Consider the following 22,082-nt stretch of genomic DNA (forward strand, 5'->3'; position numbering starts at 1 on the left):
GGATTGCGCGCCGAAATCACCCTAGCCCGACGTAGGCAACTCCCGAAACGCGGTATTCCGGTACGGTTCAGGCTCCTTCGGCAGGCCCAGCACCCGCTCGCCGACGATGTTGCGCTGGATCTGGTCGGTACCCCCGCCGATGGACGTGAAGTAGGCGTTGAGCGTGCGGAAGTTCACTGCGTCACCGGCCGGATTGTCCGGACCGCACAGCATCGACTCCGGACCGACGATTTCGGTTTGCACCTTGGCGGTCTCGTGCAGGATCCGCGACATCGCGATCTTGCCGAGCGCCAGCAGCGTGGCGGCCTCCACCCGGTCGGTGGTGGACTTGGCACGTTGGGTGTTCCACCGGTTCACCGCGGCGTAGGCCTCGACGCGGGCGATCTCCTGGCGGATGAACGAGTCGCTGAGAGTTCCTGCGGTGCGGGCCATCCTGATCAGGCTGTCGGAGTCGGCCTGCGGCTTGCGCGCCGAGCGCGAGGTCCGGGCGAGATCGCCCATCAGCCGGCGCTCGTAGGCCAGCGCCACCTGGAGCACCGACCAGCCGCCGCCGGGTTTGCCGACCAGGTTCGAGTCGGGAACCCTGGCATCGGAGATGAACACCTCGTTGAACTCCGACTCGCCGGTGATCTGGTGGATCGGGCGAACCTCCACGCCGGGCTGACGCATCGGGAACATGAAGAAGCTGATCCCGTTGTGCTTGGGCACATCCCAGTCGGTGCGCGCCACCAGCAGCCCGTAGTCCGCGGACTTGGCGAACGACGTCCACACCTTCTGGCCGTTGATCACCCAGTCGTCGCCGTCGCGTTCGGCGCGGGTGCGAAGACCGGCCAGATCGGAGCCCGCGCCCGGCTCGGAATACAGCAGACACCACTTCGTCTCACCGCGGATCGACGGCGGGATCAGTCGGTGCTTCTGCTCGTCGGTGCCCAGGTCGTGCAGGGTGCAGGCGAACAGGTTGGCCCGGTCATGGCCGGTTCCAGGTGCGCCCGCGGCGGCGAATTCCGTTGCCACGATCCGTGATTGCCGGTCGCTTAGACCGCGTCCCCACCACTGTGGCTCCCAGCTGGGCACCGCCCAGCCGGCCTCGAAGACAAGGTCTGCCCACCGCGGGCGGTCCATGGCGGGATCCCAGTTGGCGGCCAGCCAGGCCTGGACGTCCTCGCGAACCTCGTCGTCGGTCATCGCTGTGCCTCCCGCAGTTGCACGTAACGCTCCCGGTGCCAGGCCGGATCGCCGAACAGTTGCGCGTCGGTCCTGGCCCGACGCAGATACAGGTGTGCCGGGTGCTCCCAGGTGAATCCGATACCGCCGTGCACCTGGATGGTGTCGGCGGCCACCGTCACGAAGGCCTCCGCGCAATATGCCTGGGCCAGTGCGAGATCCTGAAGGCGACCGGGTTCGCCGGCCTCGAATGCCGCCGCGACATGGCGCGCCGCCGACAGCGCCGACTCTGCCTCCAGCAACATGTTGGCGCACAGGTGCTTCACGGCCTGGAAACTGCCGATGGCCCGGCCGAATTGGAATCGGGACTTGGCGTAGTCCACCGCCATGCGCATCGCCTGCATCGCTCCGCCGGCCTGCTCACCGAGCACGGCCACCGCGGTGCGGTCCAGCGCCTCGGTCAGCGCGGTGTGCCCGGTGTCGGCCGAACCGACCAGACGGGCCGGGGTGTGGGCGAGGGTGAGCCGGCCCTGCTTACGGGTCTGGTCCACCGTCGCCAGCCCGGCCACCTGCAGCCCTGGGGCGTCGGGCTCGACGGCGAAGACCGCGGTGCCCGCCGTGACGTAGAAGCGCTGCGCTATCGTCGCGTCCAGCACGTAGGTCTTGGTGCCTGTGAGCCGCCAGCCGGCGCCGTCGGCGCGTGCCGTGGTGTTCGTCGCGGAACCTGGCCGCACGCAACCCGGCTCGGCATAGGCGACGGTGGTGATCAGCTCGCCCGCGGCGATGCGCGGCAGAACGTCGGACTGCTCGGTAGAGTCGCCAAGCGCAACAAGGAGATTGGCAGTCAGTACCGCGGTGGACAGGTACGGCGCGCACAGCAGTGCTCGGCCCATCGCCTCGGCGACCAGCTCGATCTCCACTGCTCCTGCGCCCGAACCGCCGAACTCCTCGGGTATGGCCAGCCCCAGCAGGCCCATGGCCGCGAGTTCAGACCACACCGCCGGGTCGTACCCGGCGTCGGTGGTCATGAGCCGGCGCACCTGCGCCTCGGGGGAGCGCTTGGTCATCAAGTCGGCGACGGCGTCAGCCAGGTCGCGCTGTTCGGTGCTCAGGGACATCGGCATCAACCCCACAGGCTCGGGCGCAGGGCCGCGCACTGGCTGTCGAAGAATGCCGTGGAGATATCGGCTTTGGGGGCGAGCCCGTCGAAGCCGTGGAACGCCCCCGGCACCACGTGCACCTCGCACGGCACGCCGGCGGCCTGCAGGCGGGCTGCGTAGTCGAGGTCTTCATCGTGGAACAGGTCCAGCGTGCCGACGCCGAGCCAGGCGGGTGGCAGACCGGCAAGATCGGTGCGCCGGGCGGGCACCGCGACGTTCGGGTCGGCGCTGCCAAGGTAGGACGACCAGCCGAGCCGGTTGCTGGTGGCGTTCCAGAGTCGATGCCCCGGGTCGTCGAGGTGACTGCCCACGCTGCGGTCGTCGAGCATCGGATAGACCAGCACCTGGAACACCGGCTGCACTCCGCTGCGGTCGCGGGCCAGCAGCGCCAACGCCGCGGCAAGCCCGCCACCGGCACTGGCGCCGCCGATCGCGACCCTGGTCGCGTCGACACCGGGCAGATCGGCCAGCCACGCCAGTGCGGTGTAGCAGTCCTCCAGGGGCGCGGGGTAGGGGTGTTCCGGGGCCAGTCGATAGTCCACAGCGGCCACCGTGATACCCAGGCGCTCGACGAATCGGCGGCAGAGCGCGTCGTCCTGAGCTGCGGTGCCCAGCACGTAGCCGCCGCCGTGGATCCACAGCAGCGCGGGGGTGGCGGCAGCCGTCGCCCCGGCGGGCCGATAGAGCCGCACCCCGATGCCTGACTGCAACGTCAGCACCTCGACGCCGTCGGAGGCGGGGCGCTGCAGGCCGGTCAGCCTGCGCAATACCGGCAACGTCCAGGAGTGGATGAGTGTGCGCGGGACGAAGCGCGCGACGCTGCGCAGCTCGGGGTGGATGGTGTTTGACACGTGCCAAGTATGGCAACCGGGAAAACCTGCGCCGACTCCGACGCCAACCTTGATCCGTGCCGGTCCCGACAGTATCGTGATGGCGGCTATTACGGAACGATGCGTAGCGTAATAGCCGCTCGGTGAGAGGACACCCCGTCGATGACGACCAATCCCTATGTCGGCCAACCGTTCGCGAGCTCCGATGAGGAGATCGCCGCGGCGTTGGAGCAGGTCAGCATCCCCACCCTGCTGTTGTCGCTGGTGCACATCACCGGCGATCCGCGGTTCATCCGCGAGTTCAGCCAGGCCGGCGTCTTCCTCAACGAAGTGCAGGGCTTCATGTCCGAGGAGGACAAGGCCAAGGCCCGCGCGGCGGCACTACCGGTCATCGCCGACTACCGCGACCGCGGCTGCCCGGGGCCGGTGCCACTGAGCCCGGACCTGATCAGGGAGATGCTGGACTGGGCCGCCTGCGAGCACGTCGATGACGAGTACCAGCCGATGGTCCTCGAGGAGATGGATCTCGAGGGTGTCGATCCCCGCCGGCCGGTGGCGCTCGACCCGGCCGTGGCCGCGGACTTCCCGGTCGTCGTCATCGGATGCGGTGAATCCGGTCTGTTGGCCGGCGTGCGGCTCAAGCAGGCCAACATTCCGTTCACCATCATCGAGAAGAACGCCGGCCCGGGCGGAACGTGGTGGGAGAACAGCTATCCCGGCGCCCGCGTCGACGTGGCCAACCACTTCTACTGCTACAGCTTCGAACCGAGCAACAACTGGTCGCACTACTTCGCCGAACAGCCCGAACTGCGCGCCTACTTCGAAACCGTGCTGGCCAAGCACAACCTGCACGACAACGTCCGCTGGCAGACCGAAGTCACCTCGGCGCAGTGGGACGACGAGGATGAGGCCTGGCTGGTCCGGGTGCGCGCAGCCGACGGCGCGGAGTCCACCATCCGTGCCCGCGCCGTCATCACCGCCGTGGGGCAACTGAACCGGCCCTATGTTCCCGATATCCCGGGGGCCGCGGACTTCCAGGGACCCGCCTTCCACTCGGCGGCCTGGGATCACTCGGTGGATCTGACCGGTAAGCGCGTCGCCCTGATCGGCGCGGGCGCCAGCGGATTTCAGATCGCTCCGGCCATCGCCGACCAGGTGGCGCACCTGACCGTCTTCCAGCGCACCGCGCAGTGGATGTTCCCCAACCCGATGTATCACGACAGCGTGCCCGACGGGGTGCGCTGGGCGATGGAACACCTGCCCTACTACGGCCGCTGGTACCGCTTCCTGGTGATGTGGCCGGGTGCCGACAAGGGCCTCGAGGCGGCCCGAGCGGATCCCGCCTACACCCACCCCGACGATCCGAACTACGCGGTCAGCGAGATCAACGCCCTCGCGCGGATGATGTTCACCGACTGGATCACCACCCAGGTCGGTGACGACCAGGAACTGCTTCGCAAGGTGCTGCCCGACTATCCCGCCACCGGCAAACGCACGTTGCAGGACAACGGAACCTGGCTGAGCACCCTGCGTCGCGACGACGTCGACCTGGTGCGGACCCCCATCGAGCGCATCACCGCCCACGGCGTGGTGACCGCCGACGGAGTGACCCACGACGCCGACGTCATCGTCTACGCCACCGGCTTCCGCGCCACCGAGGTGCTGTACCCGATGACGATCACCGGGCGCGACGGTGCCGACCTGCGCTCCACCTGGGGTGAGCAGCCGGCGGCCCATCTGGGTATCACGGTGCCCGGCTTCCCGAACTTCTTCGTCCTCTACGGGCCGGGTAACCACCTGGCCCACGGCGGCAGCCTGATCTTCAACTCGGAGCTGCAGATGCGCTACATCAATGCGCTGCTGGCCGAGATCATCACCCAGGGCTGGGCGGCCATCGAGCCGACCCCGGAAGCCACCGAGGAATGGCACCGGCGACACCAGGCCGAGATCGGCACCATGGTGTGGGCGCACCCGTCGATCAAGCACTCCTATTTCAAGAATCCGGCCGGCGAGATCCACACCGTGAGCCCGTGGCGGCTACCGGTGTACTGGAACGCGGTGCGCGAGCCGGACTGGTCGGATTTCACTGTCACCAAAGGGAAGTGAGGGCGGTCGCATGCGTGCGGTGCTCATCGACACACCCGGCTCGGTTCGAGTCGACACCTGGCCCGACCCGGTGCTGCCCGGACCCGCCGGGGCTATCGTCGCGGTGACCGCGACGGCGATCTGCGGGTCGGACCTGCACTTCTACGAAGGCGACTACCCGCTGTTCGCGCCGGTCTCGCTGGGCCACGAGGCGATCGGGACCGTCGTCGAGGCCGGCCCGGATGTGCACACGGTCAAGGTGGGCGACCAGGTGCTGGTCTCGTCGGTGGCCGGCTGCGGTGCCTGCGCCGGCTGCGCGACCAAGGATCCGATCCTGTGTGCGTCCGGTCCGCAGATCTTCGGCTCCGGGGTGCTCGGAGGTGCGCAGGCCGAACTGCTGGCCGTCCCGGCCGCCGACTTCCAGTTGCTGAAGATGCCCGAGGGGATCGGCACCGAACAGGCCCTGCTGCTCACCGACAATCTGGCCACCGGGTGGGCCGCGGCCCAGCGCGCCGACATCCCGGTCGGCGGCACCGCCGTGGTCATCGGTCTGGGCGCGGTCGGCCTGTGCGCCTTGCGTAGCGCCCTGTTCCTGGGCGCGGCAAGGGTATTCGCCGTCGATCCGGTCGCCGCGCGCCGGGACCGCGCGGCACGGATGGGCGGTACCCCGATCGCGGCGCCCGCCGCGCAGGCGGTCATGGAGGCCACCGGCGGTATCGGGGCCGACGCCGTCATCGACGCGGTGGGCAACGACACCTCGCTCGACGATTCGCTGGCCACCGTGCGCGCCGGGGGAACGGTGTCCGTGGTCGGGGTGCACAACCTCAACCCGTACCCGTTCCCAGCGCTGACCGCGCTGTTGCGCAGCCTCACCGTGCGGATGACCACCGCACCGGTCCAGCGCACCTGGCCGGAGCTGATACCGCTGCTGCAGAACGGTCGGCTCGACGTCGGGGGCATCTTCACCACCACCCTGCCGCTGGACGGCGCTGCCGAGGGGTACGCCGCGGTGGCCTCCCGGTCGGGTGAGCACGTGAAAGTTCTGCTCACACCATGAATCACCGTTTCGGGCCAGGGCTTGGAGGGTACGCTCGCGCCATGATGCCACGCCCGGATGTCCGGTATCCCGGCCCGACGATGTGGTCCCGGGCGCGTTGGCTGATGGAAGCCAGCCCCGCCGACTACCTGCTGGCGATGAGTGTCGCCTCCGCGCAGCTGCCGGTCATCGGTCGCCACCTCGAGCCACTGGGTGCGGCGACCGCCATGAGCGTGTGGGGGACCCGCCACCTGCCCGACTTCGTCGGTGCGGCCGCACGCTCGCTGCTGAGCCCGGGCTCCGGTGAGGTGCGCAGAAACGAGCGCGAGAGCACCAACGCGGTGTCCGAGGCCGCGCTGCGCGGGGTGGTTGCCCCCGAGGACCTGCAGATCGACTGGCCGGTCCCGGAACGCACGCCGCCGGTGTGGAAAGCGTTGGAGCACCGCCGGCATCTGCACCGGACCTCGGTGCGCTACGGCGACCATCCGTCCCAGCGTCTCGACGTGTGGCGGAGCAAGGATCTGCCGGCCGAGCCCGCGCCGGTGCTGTTGTTCGTGCCCGGCGGCGCCTGGGTGCATGGCAGCCGCATCCTGCAGGGCTACGCGCTGATGTCACATCTGGCCGCCATGGGTTGGGTATGCCTGTCGATCGACTACCGCGTCGCGCCGCACCACCCCTGGCCGCAGCACATCCAGGACGTGAAGGCGGCCGTGGCCTGGGCCCGCGCCAACGTCGACCGCTTCGGCGGCGACCGCGATTTCGTTGCGGTGGCCGGATGTTCGGCCGGCGGTCACCTGGCCGCGTTGACCGGTCTGACCATCGACGACGCCGAGTATCAGGCGCATCTGCCGGAAGGCTCGGACACCTCGGTGGACGCCGTCGTCGGAATCTATGGACGCTACGACTGGGAGGACCGCTCGACCACCGAGCGGGCCCGGTTCGTCGACTTCCTGGAGCGGGTGGTGGTCAACAAGCGCCAGCATCGGCATGGCGAGGTGTTCCGCAAGGCCTCACCGATCGCGCGCATCCATCCCGAGGCACCGCCGTTCCTGGTCGTCCACGGCTCCGGCGACAGCGTCATTCCCGTCGCGCAGGCCCGAGATTTCGTCGAGCGGCTGCAGGCGGTGTCGAAGTCACCGGTGAGCTACGTCGAATTGCCCGGGGCCGGACACGGTTTCGACATGATTGACGGTGCCCGCACCGGTTCGGTGGCCACCGCGATCGGCCTGTTCCTCAATCAGATTCGCCGCGACCGCGCCGTGATGTGCGCCAAAGAGGTCATCTGAGCGGTCACCGGTTGTATGGTCCCGGCAAGGGAGGTGCGGCGGGTGAATAGGGTTCAGCGGTGAAAAGACTCAGTGGCTGGGACGCGGTGCTGCTCTACAGCGAAGCACCCAACGTGCACATGCACACCCTCAAGGTGGCGGTCATCGAGTTGGAAGACCTCGGCGACCGCCGCTTCGGTGTCGAGGAATTCCGGCAGGTCATCCGGGGTCGGCTGTTCAAGCTCGACCCGTTCCGCTATCGGCTGGTGAACATCCCGTTCAAGTTCCACCACCCGATGTGGCGGGAGAACTGCGACGTCGACCTCGACTACCACATCCGGCCCTGGCGGTTGCCGGAGCCGGGGGGCCGCCGCGAACTCGACGAGGCCATCGGCCAGATCGCCAGTACGCCGCTGGACCGCAACCGCCCGCTGTGGGAGATGTACTTCATCGAGGGGCTGGCCAACGGCCGTATCGCGGTCGTCGGCAAGATCCACCACGCCCTGGCCGACGGGATCGCCTCGGGCAACCTGATGGCCCGCGGGATGGACCTTCAGGGCGGGCCCGACCCCGACCAGGACTTCACCACCGACCCGGACCCCACCCCCGGGGAGCTGGTGCGCACGGCGTTCGTCGACCACCTGCGCCAGATCAGGCGGGTGCCCGGGGTCATCAAGTACACCGCCGACGGGCTGGGCCGGGTGCGGCGCAGTTCCCGCAAGCTTTCGCCCGAGCTGACCATGCCCTTCACCCCGCCGCCGACGTTCCTCAACCACATGCTCACACCCGAAAGGCGTTTCGCCACAGCAACTTTGGCACTCGCCGATATCAAGCAGACCAGCAAGCACCTCGGGGTGACGATCAATGATCTCGTCCTGGCGATCGCGGCAGGCGCGCTGCGGACATTGCTGCTGCGCTACGACGGTGTCGCCGATCACCCGCTGCTGGCGTCGGTGCCGGTCAGCTTCAACTTCGATCCGGATCGGGTGTCGGGCAATTACTTCAGCGGCATGATGGTGGCGTTGCCGGTCGAGGTCGCCGACCCGCTGGAGCGGGTTCGCCAGACCCACGACGCCGCGGTGACGGCCAAGGAGGGCCACCAACTCGTCGGACCGGAACTCGTCAGCCGATGGTCGGCCTACCTGCCCCCGGCCCCGGCTCAGGCGCTGTTCACATGGCTGTCGACCAAAGACGGCCAGAACAAGGTGCTCAACCTGCCGATCTCCAACGTCCCGGGACCACGGGAACGGGGTCGCGTCGGCGGTGCATTGGTCACCGAGATCTACTCGGTGGGACCGCTGACCACGGGAAGCGGGATGAACATCACCGTCTGGAGCTATGTCGACCAGCTCAACATCACCGTCCTCACCGACGGTGCCACCCTCGATGACCCGCACGAGGCCACCGAGGCCATGCTGGCGGAGTTCGTCCAGATCCGTTCGGCGGCGGGGCTTCCCGCCGAGTTGACGGTGGTGGAGACCGCAATGCCGCAGGCGGCCGAGCGGGCCTAGACCCGCGGTGCCGGTTCGGGCTCGGTGGTGAGTTCGTCGGCCTCGTTCTCGGCGCGTTCGATGGCCAGCTGATGCCGGAAGCCGAGCAGAATGCCGGAGATCAACGAAATGGAGATGACGGCCTCGGCGATGAAGAACGACCCGAAGTCGATGATCGAACCGATCGGCGGCGCGCCCGGCACGGCGTTACGCAGCGGAATCAGCGCGAAGAGGATGGCGGCCATCATTGAACATGCGGGGAAGATCAGCCCGCGTTTCCAGTGCAGCACGTAGTAACCGGCCACCGCGGCGGCAGCCGCCAGGCCCAGCATCAGCACCATGATGAACACCGCGAAGATCACGGTGGGTGGGCTGCGGCGAATGTCCAGGCTCACCACCGTGCCACCGTCCTGCGACGGCGCGCTGGCCGGCGAGATCTGGAAAAACGGATCGCTGTTGTAGACCGTGAGGGCGACCGGCAATTCGACGCCGTCCGCGTTGGTGACGTGGATGTTGAGGGCGGTCTGATAGTTGTCGAACGGGTAGTTGGTGAACGCGCCGTCGATCTGTATCCGCTGCTCGCTGTCCGGTGCTGAATCACCGGCCTTGATGGCCGTCTTCCAGTTGCCGACCGCGTTGGTGAGCAGCGCGGCGTCCGTGGCGAACACGGAGGTGTCGTTCTGGGACAGCACGCCGTGGGGGCGGATCTCCAGCATGGTTACCGCCAACGCTTGCGTCGAGGCGTCGACGCGGGTGATCCACGCGCTGACATCGACCCGGTCTGGGTTGTCGAAATCCCCGAAGGTGCTCTGCGTAGTGGTGTTCTGCTTGCTGGCGGCGTACCCGCTGAGGCTGGCGGCGACCGCGATGATCACCACGATGGCACCGAGCACCAACCGCAGCACGCCGATTCCCTGCACCTTACGGATACGTCTACGCATGGGCTCAGTCTTCCTTGGGCATCCGGCTGGCATACACCCAGGACAGGAACTGCCCGACGGCTTCGGCGGAGGTGTGCGCGCGGGGTGAGGAGAAGATGTCGAAAGCGTGCTGGGCACCGGGTAATTCGGCGTAGAGCACCGGCGCCTGGGACACTTCACGCAGCTGCGCGACGAAGTCACGGGCCTCGCCCACCGGGATCAGCGAATCGTTCTCGCCGTGCAGGATGAAGAACGGGGGAGCGTCGGGGCGCAGCCGGCGGATCGGTGAGGCGGCGGTGTAGATCTCGCGAAACCGGCTGAACTGCCGCTTGACGACGAGCCGCTCCAGGTACCCGATGAATTCGCGGCGGCCGTTACCGTGCACCGTGTACCAGTCGTAGCGCCCGTACACCGGTACCGCGGCCACCACCGAGGTGTCGGCGTCGGGGAAACCCGGCTGATACTCGGGGTCGTTCGGTGTCAGCGCGGCCAACGCCGCCAGGTGCCCGCCCGCCGACCCACCGGTGATGGCGACGAAGTTCGGATCGCCGCCGTAGGCGGCGATGTTCTCCTTGACCCAGGCCAGCGCGCGTTTGACGTCCACGATGTGGTCCGGCCAGGTGTGGGCCGGGCTGACCCGGTAGTTCATTGCCACGCAGATCCAGCCGCGGTCGGCGAGGTGGCTCATCAGCGGGTAGGCCTGTGGCCGGCGCCAGCCCAGTGCCCACGCGCCGCCGGGCACCTCCAGCAGCACCGGGGCCTTGCCGTCGCGGGGCAGATCGCGTCGGCGCCACACGTCGGCCAGGTTCGCCCGGCCATGCGGGCCGTAGGTGACGATGTTGGTCTTCTCCACATAGCGCCGTCGCGACCAGGTGGTCCGCCATGCGGTAGGACGACCCGACGGCGACGGTGTGCTCGGCAGGGTGTCGAGCACACCGGCGAAATCCTCGCCCAGTCCGTCGACCAGCGCGGCGCGCAGCACCGGGCGCGGCGTGGTCACGCTGCGCCGCTGGATTGCGGCCAGGACCAGCCAGGACAGCGCCGTCAGCACCAGCGCGGCGATACCGCGCCGACCCCGAAAGTCACCGCGCAGACCGCGGCGCAGGGCGTCGAGCATGGATCCGGCCAGGTAGAACATCGGCAACTCGGAGGTCGGCCAGCCAACCCAGAACACCGCCAGCGTCTTGTAACCTTGGCGGCCGAGCGGGCGAAAACCGTTGGCGGCATTGGCCAATTCGATGAGAGCGCGGGCCAGTGGACGCGGGCGTCGCAGCTTAGCCGTCAGACGCGCGAGTGATGAGTTCATTACGCAGGATTTTGCCAGTGCTTCCGCGCGGCAGCTCGGTCAGGATGGTGATCTCGCGAGGCACCTTGTAATTCGCCAGGCTCTCGCGGACGTGGGTCTTGAGGTCCTCGGCGGTCACACCCGAGCCGGCGGCGGGCACCACGAACGCCACCAGCCGCTGGCCGTACTGTTCGTCGTCGACGCCGAGCACCGCGGCCTCGGCGACCTCGGGGTGCGCGGTGAGGGTCTTCTCCACCTCGATCGGATAGACGTTCTCCCCGCCGGAGACGATCATCTCGTCGTCGCGGCCCACCACGAACAGCCGGCCCGCGTCATCGAGGCGGCCGATGTCGCCCGAGGACATGAACCCGTCGTGAAAGTCCTTGGTGGTCCCGGACGTGTAGCCGTCGAACTGGGTGGAGTTCCTCACGAAGATGCGGCCGACCTCGCCGGTGGGCACCTCGTTGAACTCGTCGTCGTAGATGCAGATCTCGGTGCCGACGGCGGGCTTGCCGGCGGTGTCGGGTGCGGCGCGCAGGTCGGTCGGGGTCGCGGTGGCGATCATGCCGGCCTCGGTGGCGTTGTAGTTGTTGTAGATCACGTCGCCGAATTCGTCCATGAACCGGGTCACCACGTCGGGCCGCATTCGCGATCCGGAGCAGGCGGCAAAGCGCAGCGAGCGGCAACTGTAGCGGCGGCGCACCTCGTCGGGCAGATCCATGATGCGGTCGAACATCACCGGGACCACACACAGTCCGGTGGCCTGATACTTGTCGACCAAGGCCAGGGTTGCTTCCGGGTCGAATTTGCGGCGGGTGACCACCGTGCACGCCATCGCCGAGGCGAACACCAGCTGGGAGAAGCCCCAGGCGTGGAACATCGGGGCGACGACCACCGTCGTCTCACCCAACCGCCACGGGGTGCGGCTCAGGATGGCGATGAGGTTGCTCGCCCCACCGCCGGAATGCTTGGCGCCCTTGGGAGTTCCGGTAGTGCCGGAGGTCAGCAGGATGAGCCGGCTCTTGCGCTCGGCCCGGGCGGCCCGCTGCCCGGCGTGCTCGGTGATCAGGTTCTCGACGGTGACGGCGTCGGTGGGAGTGTCGGTCCAGGCCAGGATGCGCCCGGCCTGTGGCCGGTCGGCCAGCGCCCGGTCCACCGATGCGGTGAACTCCTCGTCGTAGATGACGACGTCGGCCTGCTCGCGGTTGACCACGTCGGCCAGGGCCGGTCCGGCGAAGGACGTGTTGAGCAGCAGCACATCGGCCCCGATGCGGGTCGCCGCGATCAGCGACTCGACGAAACCGCGGTGGTTGCGGCACATAATGCCGACCACTTCGGGTGTGCCCCCCGGCAGTTGTTGCAGCGCGGCGGCCAGGGCGTGGGCGCGGTGGTCGAGTTCGCGCCAGGTCAGCGAGCCCAGCTCGTCGATCAGGCCGGGACTGTCCGGGCGGCGGGCGGCCGCGGTCGCGAACCCGGTGGCGATCGACAGCCCTTCGGCGCGTGCGGCGGCCACCATCGCCACCGTCCGGTCGGGACGCATCGGGGTCAGGAAGCCGGCCTTGGCCAGCGTGATCACCGCGTCGCCGACCGACGTCAGCCGGGACAGCAGATCCATCAGCCGATCACCGGCAGGCGGCGCTGGGCCGCGAGATCGTCCAGCGCCCGTTGCATGACGCCGCGCACGTAGGCGTCGACGGCGTGGATGTCGGGGTCCTCGCCGAACTGCGCGGTGATGTCGATCGGCTCCAGTACCTGCATGACGATCTTGGTGGGCAGCGGGACGTTCAGTGGGACGACGGCGCTCAGCCCGAACGGGAAGCCGAACGAGATCGGCAGGATCTTCGCCCGCAGCAGCTTGTCCAGACGCAGCAGCTTGGCCAGCCCGGTACCGCGGGTCAGATAGATCTGGCTCTCCTGGCCGCCGATGGCCACCGTCGGCACGATAGGCACCCCGGCGTTGATGGCGGCTTTGACATAGCCGGTGCGGCCGTCGAAGTCGATCTTGTTCTCCGCGAACGTCGGTCGGTATACGTCATAGTCGCCGCCGGGGAAGACCACCACCACGCCGCCCGAGCGCAGCGCCTCGTCGGCGTTCTCGTGGTTGGCGCGGATGAAACCGGTGCGGATGAAGAAGTCGGCCGTCGGTCCGGTCAGAACCAGATCGTGGCTCAGGGTGTAGACCGGCCGGTCGTAGCCGAAGTGGTCGTAGAACCCCAGCGCGAAGACGGGTACGTCCATCGGGAACAGGCCGCCCGAGTGGTTGGACACCACCAGCGCCCCTCCCGGCGGGAACGACTCCAGTCCCCGCACCTCGCTGCGGTGATAGAGCTTGAGGAACGGGCGCAACAGGCCCATGGTCCGCTCGACCAGGTGCGGATCCCATTTCGCCGTCTCGGTGCGTGTCACCTCGGTTGTGCTCACACATCCCCCTGCGGATTGAAACGTGTTCTAGTTTTCGATCGTACCGGGCCTACCGGGTGGGCCATACCGGGATCGCTACCATTCGGGCGTGAGCGAAAACGCCGTTACCGAAGAGCCCGTGGTCCTCACCGAGCGCCGCGGCCGGATCCTGATCATCACCATCAACCGGCCGAAGGCCAAGAATGCGGTGAACGCCGCGGTCAGCAATGGTCTGGCCGCCGCGATGGACACCCTGGACGACGACCCCGGCCTGTCGGTGGGCATCATCACCGGTGCGGGCGGCTCCTTCTGCGCGGGCATGGACCTCAAGGCCTTCGCCCGCGGGGAGAACGTGGTGGCGAAGGGCCGCGGTCTGGGCTTCACCGAGCGGCCGCCGGTCAAGCCGCTGATCGCGGCGGTCGAGGGCTATGCACTGGCCGGCGGGACCGAGCTGGCACTGGCCACCGATCTGATCGTGGCTGCTTCGGACTCGGCCTTCGGGATCCCGGAGGTCAAGCGGGGACTGGTGGCCGGCGGCGGCGGGCTGCTGCGCCTCCCGCAGCGCATCCCCTACCAGATCGCCATGGAGCTGGCCCTGACCGGCGACAACCTGTCCGCGCAGCGAGCCCACGACCTCGGCCTGGTCAACGTGGTGGCCGAGCCGGGGCACGCGCTCGAGGCCGCGATCGGGCTAGCCGAGCGGATCACCGCCAACGGCCCGCTGGCGGTGGCCGCCACCAAGCGGATCATCACCGAATCGCGCGGCTGGAGCTCCGAGGAGCAGTGGAAGAAGCAGGCCGAGATCTTCCTGCCCGTCTTCGCCTCCAACGACGCCAAGGAAGGTGCGATCGCCTTCGCCGAGAAGCGCGCCCCGAACTGGACCGGCAGCTGATCCCAGCGCGGGACGTCGGATGGCGCTGTCTGCTCGACCATGATCGAGTTGCCCGCCTCGTAGCGACAGCCGAGCTGCCGCGGTGGCGTTGTCGCTACGAGCTGGGCACAGATGCTGGCTCATGGCCGGCGGCCGCGATCAGAATCCGGCTCCGACGATCAGATCCCATGGATCGTCGCCGGCCAACGCCAGCCGGCCCAGCCGGCGCGCGTAGCTCGTGGTGTCGCCGAACTCCTCGATCCAGCTGCGGGCCCGCATCGTCACCAGCCACAACCGGTGCTCCAGGGTCACGCCGATGGCGCCGTGGAGTTGGTGGGCGGCGGTGACGACGGCCGGGACGACGCGGCCCAGCACCGCCTTGGCGACGATGACCGCGTAGTCGGCCTGCGGGCTGCCGAAACCATGGTCCGCGGCGGCCGCGACGGCGAGTTCGGCCGCGGCGCGGGCGCGTTCCACCTCGCCGGCCATCGTGGCCAGTGTGTGCTGCACCGCCTGGAATGCGCTCAACGGTCGGCCGAACTGCACCCGCTCGCGGGTGTGGGCCACCGAGAACTCGACGGCGGCATCGAGTGCGCCGAGCGCCTGGACGCACCGCGCCCACGCGCCGCGCCGGGCCAATTCTTCGACGACACCGTCGATGGTGGCGAACGCACCGCCCGGCACGACCACCGTGTCGCGGGGCTCACCGCCCAGGTTGTGGCCGGGGGCGATGCTCAGCTCGGCCGGCCCGTGGGCAGCGAGCCGGAGCCGCTCGCCGTCACGCAGCGCGAAGATCACCGCGGCCGCGTCGCCCGCGTAGGGCACGCCGCTCACTGTCGGCGCGCCGGCTTCGCCCACCGCCAGCGTCAGCGGCCCGGACGCCGGGACGTCGAGGCCCGCCGTGGCGGCCAGCCAGCCGGCCAGCACGTCGGTCTCGGCCAGCGGCACCGTGACGGCGTGGCGGGCCATCGCCCGCAATATCAGCGCCAGTTCCGTTGGGCTGCCGCCAGATTCGGGATCGCTGGTCAGGCGGGTCAGGCCGGCGTCGGCCAGGTGCCGCCAGGCGGCGGCGTCGAAATCGTCGGGCAGCCCGCGCTTACCGATCCGCTCGTCGAACGACCGGCCGCCGATGTCCTCGGCCAGGCGGCGTAGATCGGCGAAATCGTCTGTGCTGCTGGTGGTTGCGAATACGCCACCGGTCAGCGCGCTCACCGCAACCCCATTCCCCGGGCTACCACTCCGCGCAGTACCTCGTTGGTGCCGCCGCGCAGCGTGAACAGCGGCGAATGCAGCCGCCCGGTATCCAGCAGCGCGGCGACCCGGTCACGCCCGGGTGTCGTGGCCGACACGTAGGAGAACAGGTCGGCGGCCAGTTCCACCGACTCCTGTTCGAAGCGCGTTCCAAGGTCCTTGACCAGCGCCGCCTCGTTGACCGGCGAGTGACCCGCGGCCAGGGCCCGGGCCACCGACACCGACAGTTGCCGCAGCGAGATCACCCGGGCCAGCAGGTCACCGACCGCGGCGGCGGTGTGGTCGTCGACCTCGTCCTGGGTGGCCAGCACCCGCACCAGGGTGGTCAGCAGCGGGGCCGTGGTCAGGATGCGTTCGGGGCCGCTGCGCTCGAACGACAACTCCGCGGTGACCTGGTGCCAGCCGGCGCCGATCTCACCGAGCAGATTGTCATCGGCAACGAACACCTCGTCGAAGGTCACCTCGTTGAAGTGGTGTTCACCCGACATCAGCACGATCGGGCTGATGGTGATGCCCCCCGAAGGGCCAGAGCGCAGCGACTCGGGAGTTGTTTCCCGGCCGGTCGGCACGATGAACTGGCTGAACCCGGCATGACGCCGGTCGGGGTCCACCGGGCTGGTGCGGGCCAGCACGACGATCTGATGCGCCAGATGGGCGCCGCTGGTCCACACCTTCGTGCCGGACAGCAGCCAGCCGCCATCGGTCTTGACAGCCTTGGCGGTGGACGCCGCCAGATCGGAGCCGGCTTGCGGCTCGCTCATTCCGATCGCCGAGAAGTACCGTCCCGCAGCGATCCCGGGCAGCAGGCGCCGCCGCTGCTCCTCCGAGCCGTAGGCCAGCAGCCCCGGGGCAACCTGGCGGTCGGCGATCCAGTGCGCGGCCACCGGCGCGCCGGCGGCCAGCAGCTCCTCGGTCACCACGTAGCGGTGCAGGTGGCTGCGCCCGTGCCCGCCGTATTCGCGGGGAATGGTCAGCCCGAGGAACCCGGCGTCGCCGAGCCGGGCGCTGAATTGCTCGTCCCAGCTGGACAGCCACGCGTCCACCGTTGGGGCCCAGCCGAATTCGGCCCGATCGGATTGCAGGAACTCACGCACCGAGGCGCGCAGCGCCGCCAGTTCGGGCTCGTTGGCGCACAGTGCGGCAAAGCCGTCGGACACCGTCGTCACCGGTACCCGGTGACCCGGGCGATGACGGCGGCCTTACCGTCGTCACCGACGGCCTGGGCATCGGCGATCCCCGAGTTGCGGCCGATTCTTAATGCCGTTGCCTCGTAACGGGATTGGCTGCCGGCGACGAACGGTCGCAGGAAGTTCACCCGGATCGATGCGGTACGCAGGAACTCGTCCTGGTCGTGGTTGAACGCCGCGGAGCCCACCAGCTCCAGGCCGGCGCTGCTGACACCGCCGTGCACGATTCCGATCAGGTTGTTGATGATGGGGTCCGGCCGCTGAGCCAACCGGTAGGTGCCGTGCTCGACCGGCAGCGGATCGGCCGACATGAGCTGGGACAGCGTGGTCTGCGGTGTTCGCGCCAGCGGGTCAGGCCCGCGCTGGACCGGTCCGTCCGGACCGCCGGCGATAGCGACCGTACGCACCGTGCCGCCGCCGATCGTGCCGCCTCGGTGGTGCAGCGTGCAGATGGACAACAGGGTCGCGCCGTGCGGGCCGAGGGGCCGACTGCTGGCGATCACGGGCTCGTCTGGGTCGGCCTGCAAGCTGTCGATTCCGTCGGGGCTCAGTTCGACGGTGAGCTCGCTGGACACCGTCCACTGTCCCGAGCCGCGACGGTGGAAATTGGCCCGGCCGGCCACGTCGTCGACCAGGATTGCCAGCGGCCCGATCGTCGGCATGCCGGTGAACGGGTTGGTCAGCCGACCTACCGGCATCGATGCCGTCACCGTGGCCTCGGCGCGGTTCTCCTCCAGCGTCTGGATATCGAACCGGGTCAGGACGCTTTCCGGGGTTTCCGGGTCCTGCCGATCGGCCGATGCGTCGGGCGTCGTCACACCCGGTATTGGACCATCAGTGACTTTTCACGCTTCGCCGTGGTCCGCCGGTGGCAGCCGGTCGGGCGCCGCTGGGGGTGGTGTTGGCCCCCGGTGTCGTGCTACCGGAGGTGGCGGCCGCCGTCGGCGTTGTGGTCTTCGGCTTCGCGGTATGCGCTGGTGAGCGGGTCCGGGCGGCGCTGCCCTGCGCACCGGCGTTGAGCGGTTCAGCGGTCGTCTTGCTTGGCGTCTGGACGGTGGTGGTCCGCGGCGGGTTGGCCCGCAGGTCGGCGCTGGCCGCCTCGATCCCTTCCTGGGCAGCTTTGATCAGATCGTTCGCCAGCTTGATCGGCTCGATCGTCGGGAACACTCCGACCTGCGTCGGCTCACCGTACGGGGTCGTGCGGTCGTAGCCGAGGTCGACCAGGACCCGCAGCGTCGGCTCGAGCAGATCGGCCAGCGGTGTGGTTGTCGCGGTCGACCCTGTCGCCGTTCCCCAGGCCCTGATCAGATCGGCCAGCGGCAGCGACTTGGCGGGGATGGTGACGTAGACGGTGTCGCCGTAGGTCTGCCGGTTGGCCGGGTCGTTGATGGCCTGCTGCAGCTCTTCCTCGGTGTATCCGTTGAGACTGCCCACATAAGAGCTGTGGATCGCGGCTCCGGCCACGATGTTGGCGAGCGTGAAAATGTTCAGCGGGTATCGCGGGAAGTCGGCCGCCGCGTCGTACTGGAACACGATGTCGATCGTCTGGATCCCGGTGTCGGTGGGTGTCGCTCCGTTGAAGGTGAAGCCCATGTCCGGGATTGTGAAGGGGGCGAAACGTTGCAGCAGACCGCCATTGGGGCGGTTGGGATTTGCCGTCACCACGAAGACCACCCGGTCCTTGACCGACTCGGGTTGGTCGGCGAGAAGCCGCTTTTCGAGCGTGATGATGTCGGCGCTCTGCGAGCTGCCGTAGACGACGACGGTGTCCGACGGCGTCGCCGCAAGCTGGGCCAGGATCGCGCTGTGCAGGATCTCCTGACCGATCGCGATCGACTTGTCGTACTGCAGGTCATCCCAGCCTGTGACCGGCCATAACTGCTCGGGCGTGACCACCGCGGTCAGGGCGCAGGTGCCGACCTTGCACTCGGTGGTCTGGTCGAGGTAGTACTGCCCCACCTTCTGCACGTACTCGTCGGACGGATGTGAGTTGTTGGTAGCACCCATGATTAACGCCGTGGCCGCAGACCCGACACCTGGATTCAACATCGCGGCCACGGCGAGTATGACTGCGCTCAGCGCAACCAAGAGCCCGGCCGGGACACTTTTTCCCCCCATGGCCCCATTTTCGCATTAAATGGCCGTGCGCGGGAACCGGAACGAAAGGCGATACTCGACACGTATGGGCACCGTGTACTTCACCGCCGCCAGCCTGGACGGATTCATCGTCGACGATCGACGCCAACGTGGACTTCGTCTGTGCCCGCTGGCGGTTCAGTCGCTGAGCGCCGGCACACCGAACTTCGTCACGAATTCCTTTGCCCTGATCAGGAATTCGAGTTGTGCGGCCACATCGTAGAGCGGCTGAAGGCTGCGGGCGGAGCGGCACAGCACGACGGCACCCTCCATCGCGGCGATGGTGGTGTCGGCTAAGGCCGTAGCCTCCGCCGGCTCGAAACCCTCACGGACGTAGGCCTGGGCGGAGGCGTCGCGCCAGCGGCCGAAAATGTCACCCGCGATCGAGGTCAACTGTTGTTCGTCCTCGCCGGCGCCCACCGCGGCAGCCAGTATCGGGCAGCCGGCGGTGTAATCACTGTCGGTGAGCGCAAGCTCCCACAGCTGGACGAACCGGCGCAGCAGGACGGCGGCGCTCTCACCGGCGGCCTGGTTGATGCTCGCGGTGATCTCGTCGCCGGCATGATCCAGCGCTTCGCGCAGGATCTGGCTGCGGCCCTCGGGGAAGTGGTGATAGACCGATCCGCGGGGTGCGCCGCTGCGGGCGAGCACCTCGTCGATGGTCACGCCGGCGGCGCCGCGCTCGCGCAGCACTTCGGCGGCGCTGACCAGCATCTTGGTGCGGGTGGATCCGCGGGCCCGGCGGGGGGCGCCGGTGGGATTGGTCTGGGTCATTCAGGCGGCTGGGGTGTGGCGGACATGACTACCCCGCCAGGCCAGCGCGCGGCCGAACAACTGACGGCGCTTGTCGGGCACGTGGCGCGTGAACCGATGGCCGGCGATGTTGAGCTCGATCAGCCACATCGGATTCTCCTCGCGGGGCCGGGGATGGAAACCTTCTCCATAACTATGGTTATGAACATAAGATTAGAACACCGTAAGTGCGAGGACAACGTGTCCGTCGGGTTAACGCCAGGAAAACGACCGCGCCCACCTGGGGATCCTCCGCCTATCGACGGCATTTATATGATGCAGATCATATTTTCTGCCCGTATCCGAACTCCCTGATCAGACTGGCGGAACCGATTAGGCTCGGCTCACCTGGTGATGGGAAGGGCGCACGCGATGGGTCATTACAAGAGCAACGTCCGCGATCTCGAGTTCAACCTCTTCGAACTGCTCGATGTGGAGAAGGCCCTCGACGCCTATCCCGACCTCGACGGTGACTCGGTGCGCGAGATGCTGGCCGAAGCAGCCCGGCTGGCTGAGGGCCCGGTCGCGGAGTCGTTCGCCGAGACCGACCGCCACCCGCCGACGTTCGATCCGGCCACCCACACGGTGTCGATCCCCGAGCCGTTCAAGAAGTCGCTTCGGGCCTGGCAGCAGGGCGAGTGGTTTCGGATCGGGCTGGCCGAGGAGGTCGGCGGGGTACCCGCCCCCGCGATGGTGGCGTGGGCGATCAACGAGCTGGTGCTGGGCGCCAACCCGGCCGTCTTCATGTACGTCGCCGGCCCGATCATGGCCAACATCCTGTTCCACATCGGCAACGAACAGCAGCGGCACTGGGCGACGCTGGCCGCCGAACGTAACTGGGTCGCCACCATGGTGCTGACCGAACCCGACGCCGGATCCGACGTCGGCGCGGGGCGCACCAAGGCGATCGACGCCGGCGACGGGACCTGGCACATCGAGGGCGTCAAGCGGTTCATCACCAACGGCGATGCCGACGACATGTTCGAGAACATCCTGCATCTGGTGCTGGCCCGCCCCGAAGGCGCCGGCCCCGGCACCAAGGGACTGAGCCTGTTCCTGGTCCCGAAGTTCCTGCCGGACCCGCAGACCGGTGCGCCGGGCGAACGCAACGGCGCCTTCGTCACCAACCTCGAACACAAGATGGGGCTGAAGGCCTCGGCCACCACCGAGCTCAGTCTGGGCCTGCACGGCCAGCCCGCGATCGGCTGGCTGGTCGGCGACACCCACGACGGCATCGCGCAGATGTTCAAGGTCATTGAGTACGCCCGAATGTTTGTGGGCACCAAGGCGATCGGCACCCTGTCGACGGGTTATCTGAATGCACTGGAGTACGCCAAGACCCGGGTGCAGGGTGCCGACCTGACGCAGATGACCGACAAGACGGCCCCGCGGGTGACGATCATCCACCACCCGGACGTGCGCCGTGCCCTGATGGTGCAGAAGGCCTACGCCGAGGGGCTGCGGGCGCTCTACCTCTACACCGCCGCTCACCAGGATCCGGCGGTGGCGCAGGTGGTGTCCGGTGCCGATGCCCAGCTGGCCGAGCGGGTCAACGACCTGCTGTTGCCGATCGTCAAGGGGGTGGGCTCCGAACGCGCCTACCAATGCCTCACCGAGTCGCTGCAGACCTTCGGTGGGTCGGGGTTCCTGCAGGATTACCCGATCGAGCAGTACATCCGCGATGCCAAGATCGACTCCCTCTACGAGGGCACCACCGCCATCCAGGCCCAGGATTTCTTCTTCCGCAAGATCGCCCGGGACCGGGGGGTGGCGCTGGGGCACGTCGTCGCCCAGATCGAGACGTTCATCGACAGCCCCGACGCACGCCCCGAGCTGGCGGGCAGCCGCGCGCTGCTGGGTCAGGCCTTGGACCACCTGCGGGCCATGGTGGCCACGATGACCGGGTATCTGCTCGGCGCGCAGGAGGATGCGCGCCAGCTGTATCGGGTCGGCCTGGAATCGGTGGGCTTCCTGCTCGCCGTCGGTGATCTGCTGATCGGATGGCTGCTGCTGCGCCAGGCCGAGATCGCGCTGCAGGCCCTCGACGGGGACCCGGACCCGCGCGAAGAAGCCTTCTACCGCGGCAAGGTGGCGGTGGCGAACTTCTTCGCCCGTAATGTGCTGCCGCGGTTGGCCGCTGAGCGCCAGATCGTAGAGTCGGTCGAGCTGACGATCATGGACCTGGCCGAAGAGGCGTTCTGAGAAAGGTG

General features: G+C 68.4%; 19 protein-coding genes. 6 read left to right on the top strand and 13 right to left on the bottom strand.

The window, feature by feature from the left end; genetic code table 11:
- Positions 1 to 21: 21 nt before the first annotated feature.
- From ADBZ9K_RS24685 to ADBZ9K_RS24695, 3 genes are read right to left on the bottom strand one after another with little or no spacing between them, the layout of a single operon-like run.
- Positions 22 to 1,185: an acyl-CoA dehydrogenase family protein gene (locus ADBZ9K_RS24685; RefSeq protein ID WP_526624881.1), complete on the bottom strand. Its 1,164-nt coding sequence runs from the start codon at positions 1,183 to 1,185 to the stop codon at positions 22 to 24.
- Positions 1,182 to 2,282: an acyl-CoA dehydrogenase family protein gene (locus ADBZ9K_RS24690; protein ID WP_526624882.1), complete on the bottom strand. Its 1,101-nt coding sequence runs from the start codon at positions 2,280 to 2,282 to the stop codon at positions 1,182 to 1,184. Before ADBZ9K_RS24690 ends, ADBZ9K_RS24685 begins: the two co-directional genes overlap by 4 nt.
- A 5-nt stretch (positions 2,283 to 2,287) precedes the next feature.
- Positions 2,288 to 3,175: an alpha/beta hydrolase gene (locus ADBZ9K_RS24695; protein WP_526624883.1), complete on the bottom strand. Its 888-nt coding sequence runs from the start codon at positions 3,173 to 3,175 to the stop codon at positions 2,288 to 2,290.
- A gap of 141 nt (positions 3,176 to 3,316) precedes the next feature.
- Here ADBZ9K_RS24695 and ADBZ9K_RS24700 point away from each other — a divergent pair, with 141 nt between their 5' ends.
- From ADBZ9K_RS24700 to ADBZ9K_RS24715, 4 genes are read left to right on the top strand one after another with little or no spacing between them, the layout of a single operon-like run.
- Positions 3,317 to 5,260, top strand: coding sequence for a flavin-containing monooxygenase (locus ADBZ9K_RS24700; RefSeq protein ID WP_526624884.1), 1,944 nt, complete (start codon positions 3,317 to 3,319; stop codon positions 5,258 to 5,260).
- Positions 5,261 to 5,270: 10 nt separating this feature from the next.
- Positions 5,271 to 6,296, top strand: coding sequence for an alcohol dehydrogenase catalytic domain-containing protein (locus ADBZ9K_RS24705; protein WP_526624885.1), 1,026 nt, complete (start codon positions 5,271 to 5,273; stop codon positions 6,294 to 6,296).
- Positions 6,297 to 6,337: 41 nt separating this feature from the next.
- The gene (locus ADBZ9K_RS24710) at positions 6,338 to 7,561 is read left to right on the top strand and encodes an alpha/beta hydrolase (protein WP_526624886.1); all 1,224 of its coding nucleotides are present in this window, start codon (positions 6,338 to 6,340) and stop codon (positions 7,559 to 7,561) included.
- Between the two features lie 59 nt (positions 7,562 to 7,620).
- Positions 7,621 to 9,051, top strand: coding sequence for a WS/DGAT/MGAT family O-acyltransferase (locus ADBZ9K_RS24715; RefSeq protein WP_526624887.1), 1,431 nt, complete (start codon positions 7,621 to 7,623; stop codon positions 9,049 to 9,051).
- On the opposite strand, the gene ADBZ9K_RS24720 is transcribed toward ADBZ9K_RS24715, so the two are convergent.
- From ADBZ9K_RS24720 to ADBZ9K_RS24735, 4 genes are read right to left on the bottom strand one after another with little or no spacing between them, the layout of a single operon-like run.
- Positions 9,048 to 9,971 (bottom strand): DUF8686 domain-containing protein, encoded by a 924-nt coding sequence (locus ADBZ9K_RS24720; RefSeq protein ID WP_526624888.1) that lies wholly within the window; start codon positions 9,969 to 9,971, stop codon positions 9,048 to 9,050. The two genes, ADBZ9K_RS24715 and ADBZ9K_RS24720, sit on opposite strands and share 4 nt — an antisense overlap.
- A gap of 4 nt (positions 9,972 to 9,975) precedes the next feature.
- Complete coding sequence (locus ADBZ9K_RS24725; RefSeq protein WP_526624889.1) at positions 9,976 to 11,256, bottom strand: alpha/beta hydrolase; 1,281 nt, start codon at positions 11,254 to 11,256, stop codon at positions 9,976 to 9,978.
- Positions 11,225 to 12,850 carry an acyl-CoA ligase FadD12 gene (gene fadD12 / locus ADBZ9K_RS24730; RefSeq protein WP_526624890.1) on the bottom strand — a complete coding sequence of 542 codons (1,626 nt, stop codon included), beginning with the start codon at positions 12,848 to 12,850 and terminating at the stop codon, positions 11,225 to 11,227. Before fadD12 ends, ADBZ9K_RS24725 begins: the two co-directional genes overlap by 32 nt.
- Entirely contained in the window at positions 12,850 to 13,590 is a 741-nt protein-coding gene (locus tag ADBZ9K_RS24735) for a 1-acyl-sn-glycerol-3-phosphate acyltransferase (RefSeq protein ID WP_526625618.1), read from the bottom strand. Before ADBZ9K_RS24735 ends, fadD12 begins: the two co-directional genes overlap by 1 nt.
- A gap of 154 nt (positions 13,591 to 13,744) precedes the next feature.
- Here ADBZ9K_RS24735 and ADBZ9K_RS24740 point away from each other — a divergent pair, with 154 nt between their 5' ends.
- Positions 13,745 to 14,527, top strand: a complete 783-nt coding sequence (locus ADBZ9K_RS24740) for an enoyl-CoA hydratase/isomerase family protein (protein WP_526624891.1) — start codon at positions 13,745 to 13,747, stop codon at positions 14,525 to 14,527.
- A 138-nt stretch (positions 14,528 to 14,665) separates the two neighbouring features.
- Here ADBZ9K_RS24740 and ADBZ9K_RS24745 read toward each other — a convergent pair whose 3' ends face one another.
- The 6 genes from ADBZ9K_RS24745 to ADBZ9K_RS24770 all read right to left on the bottom strand — a co-directional run bounded on the left by ADBZ9K_RS24745 (position 14,666) and on the right by ADBZ9K_RS24770 (position 19,983).
- A complete protein-coding gene (locus tag ADBZ9K_RS24745; RefSeq protein ID WP_526624892.1) occupies positions 14,666 to 15,718 on the bottom strand; it encodes an acyl-CoA dehydrogenase family protein in 1,053 nt (350 codons plus the stop codon).
- Positions 15,715 to 16,914 carry an acyl-CoA dehydrogenase family protein gene (locus tag ADBZ9K_RS24750; RefSeq protein WP_526625620.1) on the bottom strand — a complete coding sequence of 400 codons (1,200 nt, stop codon included), beginning with the start codon at positions 16,912 to 16,914 and terminating at the stop codon, positions 15,715 to 15,717. The genes ADBZ9K_RS24745 and ADBZ9K_RS24750 overlap by 4 nt, the downstream gene beginning before the upstream one ends.
- Before the next feature lie 5 nt (positions 16,915 to 16,919).
- On the bottom strand, positions 16,920 to 17,762 hold the full coding sequence (locus ADBZ9K_RS24755; protein ID WP_526624893.1) for a PaaI family thioesterase: 843 nt from the start codon (positions 17,760 to 17,762) through the stop codon (positions 16,920 to 16,922).
- 16 nt (positions 17,763 to 17,778) lie between these two features.
- Entirely contained in the window at positions 17,779 to 18,951 is a 1,173-nt protein-coding gene (locus tag ADBZ9K_RS24760; protein ID WP_526624894.1) for a PE-PPE domain-containing protein, read from the bottom strand.
- Positions 18,952 to 19,218: 267 nt separating this feature from the next.
- A complete protein-coding gene (locus ADBZ9K_RS24765; RefSeq protein WP_526624895.1) occupies positions 19,219 to 19,854 on the bottom strand; it encodes a TetR/AcrR family transcriptional regulator in 636 nt (211 codons plus the stop codon).
- A complete protein-coding gene (locus ADBZ9K_RS24770) occupies positions 19,855 to 19,983 on the bottom strand; it encodes a hypothetical protein (protein ID WP_526624896.1) in 129 nt (42 codons plus the stop codon).
- Between the two features lie 261 nt (positions 19,984 to 20,244).
- Between ADBZ9K_RS24770 and ADBZ9K_RS24775 the strand changes: the two genes are divergently transcribed.
- Positions 20,245 to 22,074 carry an acyl-CoA dehydrogenase C-terminal domain-containing protein gene (locus ADBZ9K_RS24775; protein WP_526624897.1) on the top strand — a complete coding sequence of 610 codons (1,830 nt, stop codon included), beginning with the start codon at positions 20,245 to 20,247 and terminating at the stop codon, positions 22,072 to 22,074.
- Positions 22,075 to 22,082: the final 8 nt, after the last annotated feature.

This window comes from Mycobacterium sp. (assembly GCF_965229265.1).
In the GTDB taxonomy this organism is placed as follows: Bacteria; Actinomycetota; Actinomycetes; order Mycobacteriales; family Mycobacteriaceae; genus Mycobacterium.

Excerpts from the sequence above, each read along its gene's own strand:
- ADBZ9K_RS24685 (WP_526624881.1), bottom strand. The coding sequence starts at position 1,185 with ATGACCGACGACGAGGTTCGCGAGGACGTCCAGGCCTGGCTGGCCGCC.
- ADBZ9K_RS24690 (WP_526624882.1), bottom strand. The coding sequence starts at position 2,282 with ATGTCCCTGAGCACCGAACAGCGCGACCTGGCTGACGCCGTCGCCGAC.
- ADBZ9K_RS24700 (WP_526624884.1), top strand. The coding sequence starts at position 3,317 with ATGACGACCAATCCCTATGTCGGCCAACCGTTCGCGAGCTCCGATGAG.
- ADBZ9K_RS24705 (WP_526624885.1), top strand. The coding sequence starts at position 5,271 with ATGCGTGCGGTGCTCATCGACACACCCGGCTCGGTTCGAGTCGACACC.
- ADBZ9K_RS24710 (WP_526624886.1), top strand. The coding sequence starts at position 6,338 with ATGATGCCACGCCCGGATGTCCGGTATCCCGGCCCGACGATGTGGTCC.
- ADBZ9K_RS24720 (WP_526624888.1), bottom strand. The coding sequence starts at position 9,971 with ATGCGTAGACGTATCCGTAAGGTGCAGGGAATCGGCGTGCTGCGGTTG.
- ADBZ9K_RS24725 (WP_526624889.1), bottom strand. The coding sequence starts at position 11,256 with ATGAACTCATCACTCGCGCGTCTGACGGCTAAGCTGCGACGCCCGCGT.
- fadD12 (WP_526624890.1), bottom strand. The coding sequence starts at position 12,850 with ATGGATCTGCTGTCCCGGCTGACGTCGGTCGGCGACGCGGTGATCACG.
- ADBZ9K_RS24735 (WP_526625618.1), bottom strand. The coding sequence starts at position 13,590 with ATGGGCCTGTTGCGCCCGTTCCTCAAGCTCTATCACCGCAGCGAGGTG.
- ADBZ9K_RS24760 (WP_526624894.1), bottom strand. The coding sequence starts at position 18,951 with ATGGGTGCTACCAACAACTCACATCCGTCCGACGAGTACGTGCAGAAG.
- ADBZ9K_RS24765 (WP_526624895.1), bottom strand. The coding sequence starts at position 19,854 with ATGACCCAGACCAATCCCACCGGCGCCCCCCGCCGGGCCCGCGGATCC.
- ADBZ9K_RS24770 (WP_526624896.1), bottom strand. The coding sequence starts at position 19,983 with ATGTGGCTGATCGAGCTCAACATCGCCGGCCATCGGTTCACGCGCCAC.
- ADBZ9K_RS24775 (WP_526624897.1), top strand. The coding sequence starts at position 20,245 with ATGGGTCATTACAAGAGCAACGTCCGCGATCTCGAGTTCAACCTCTTC.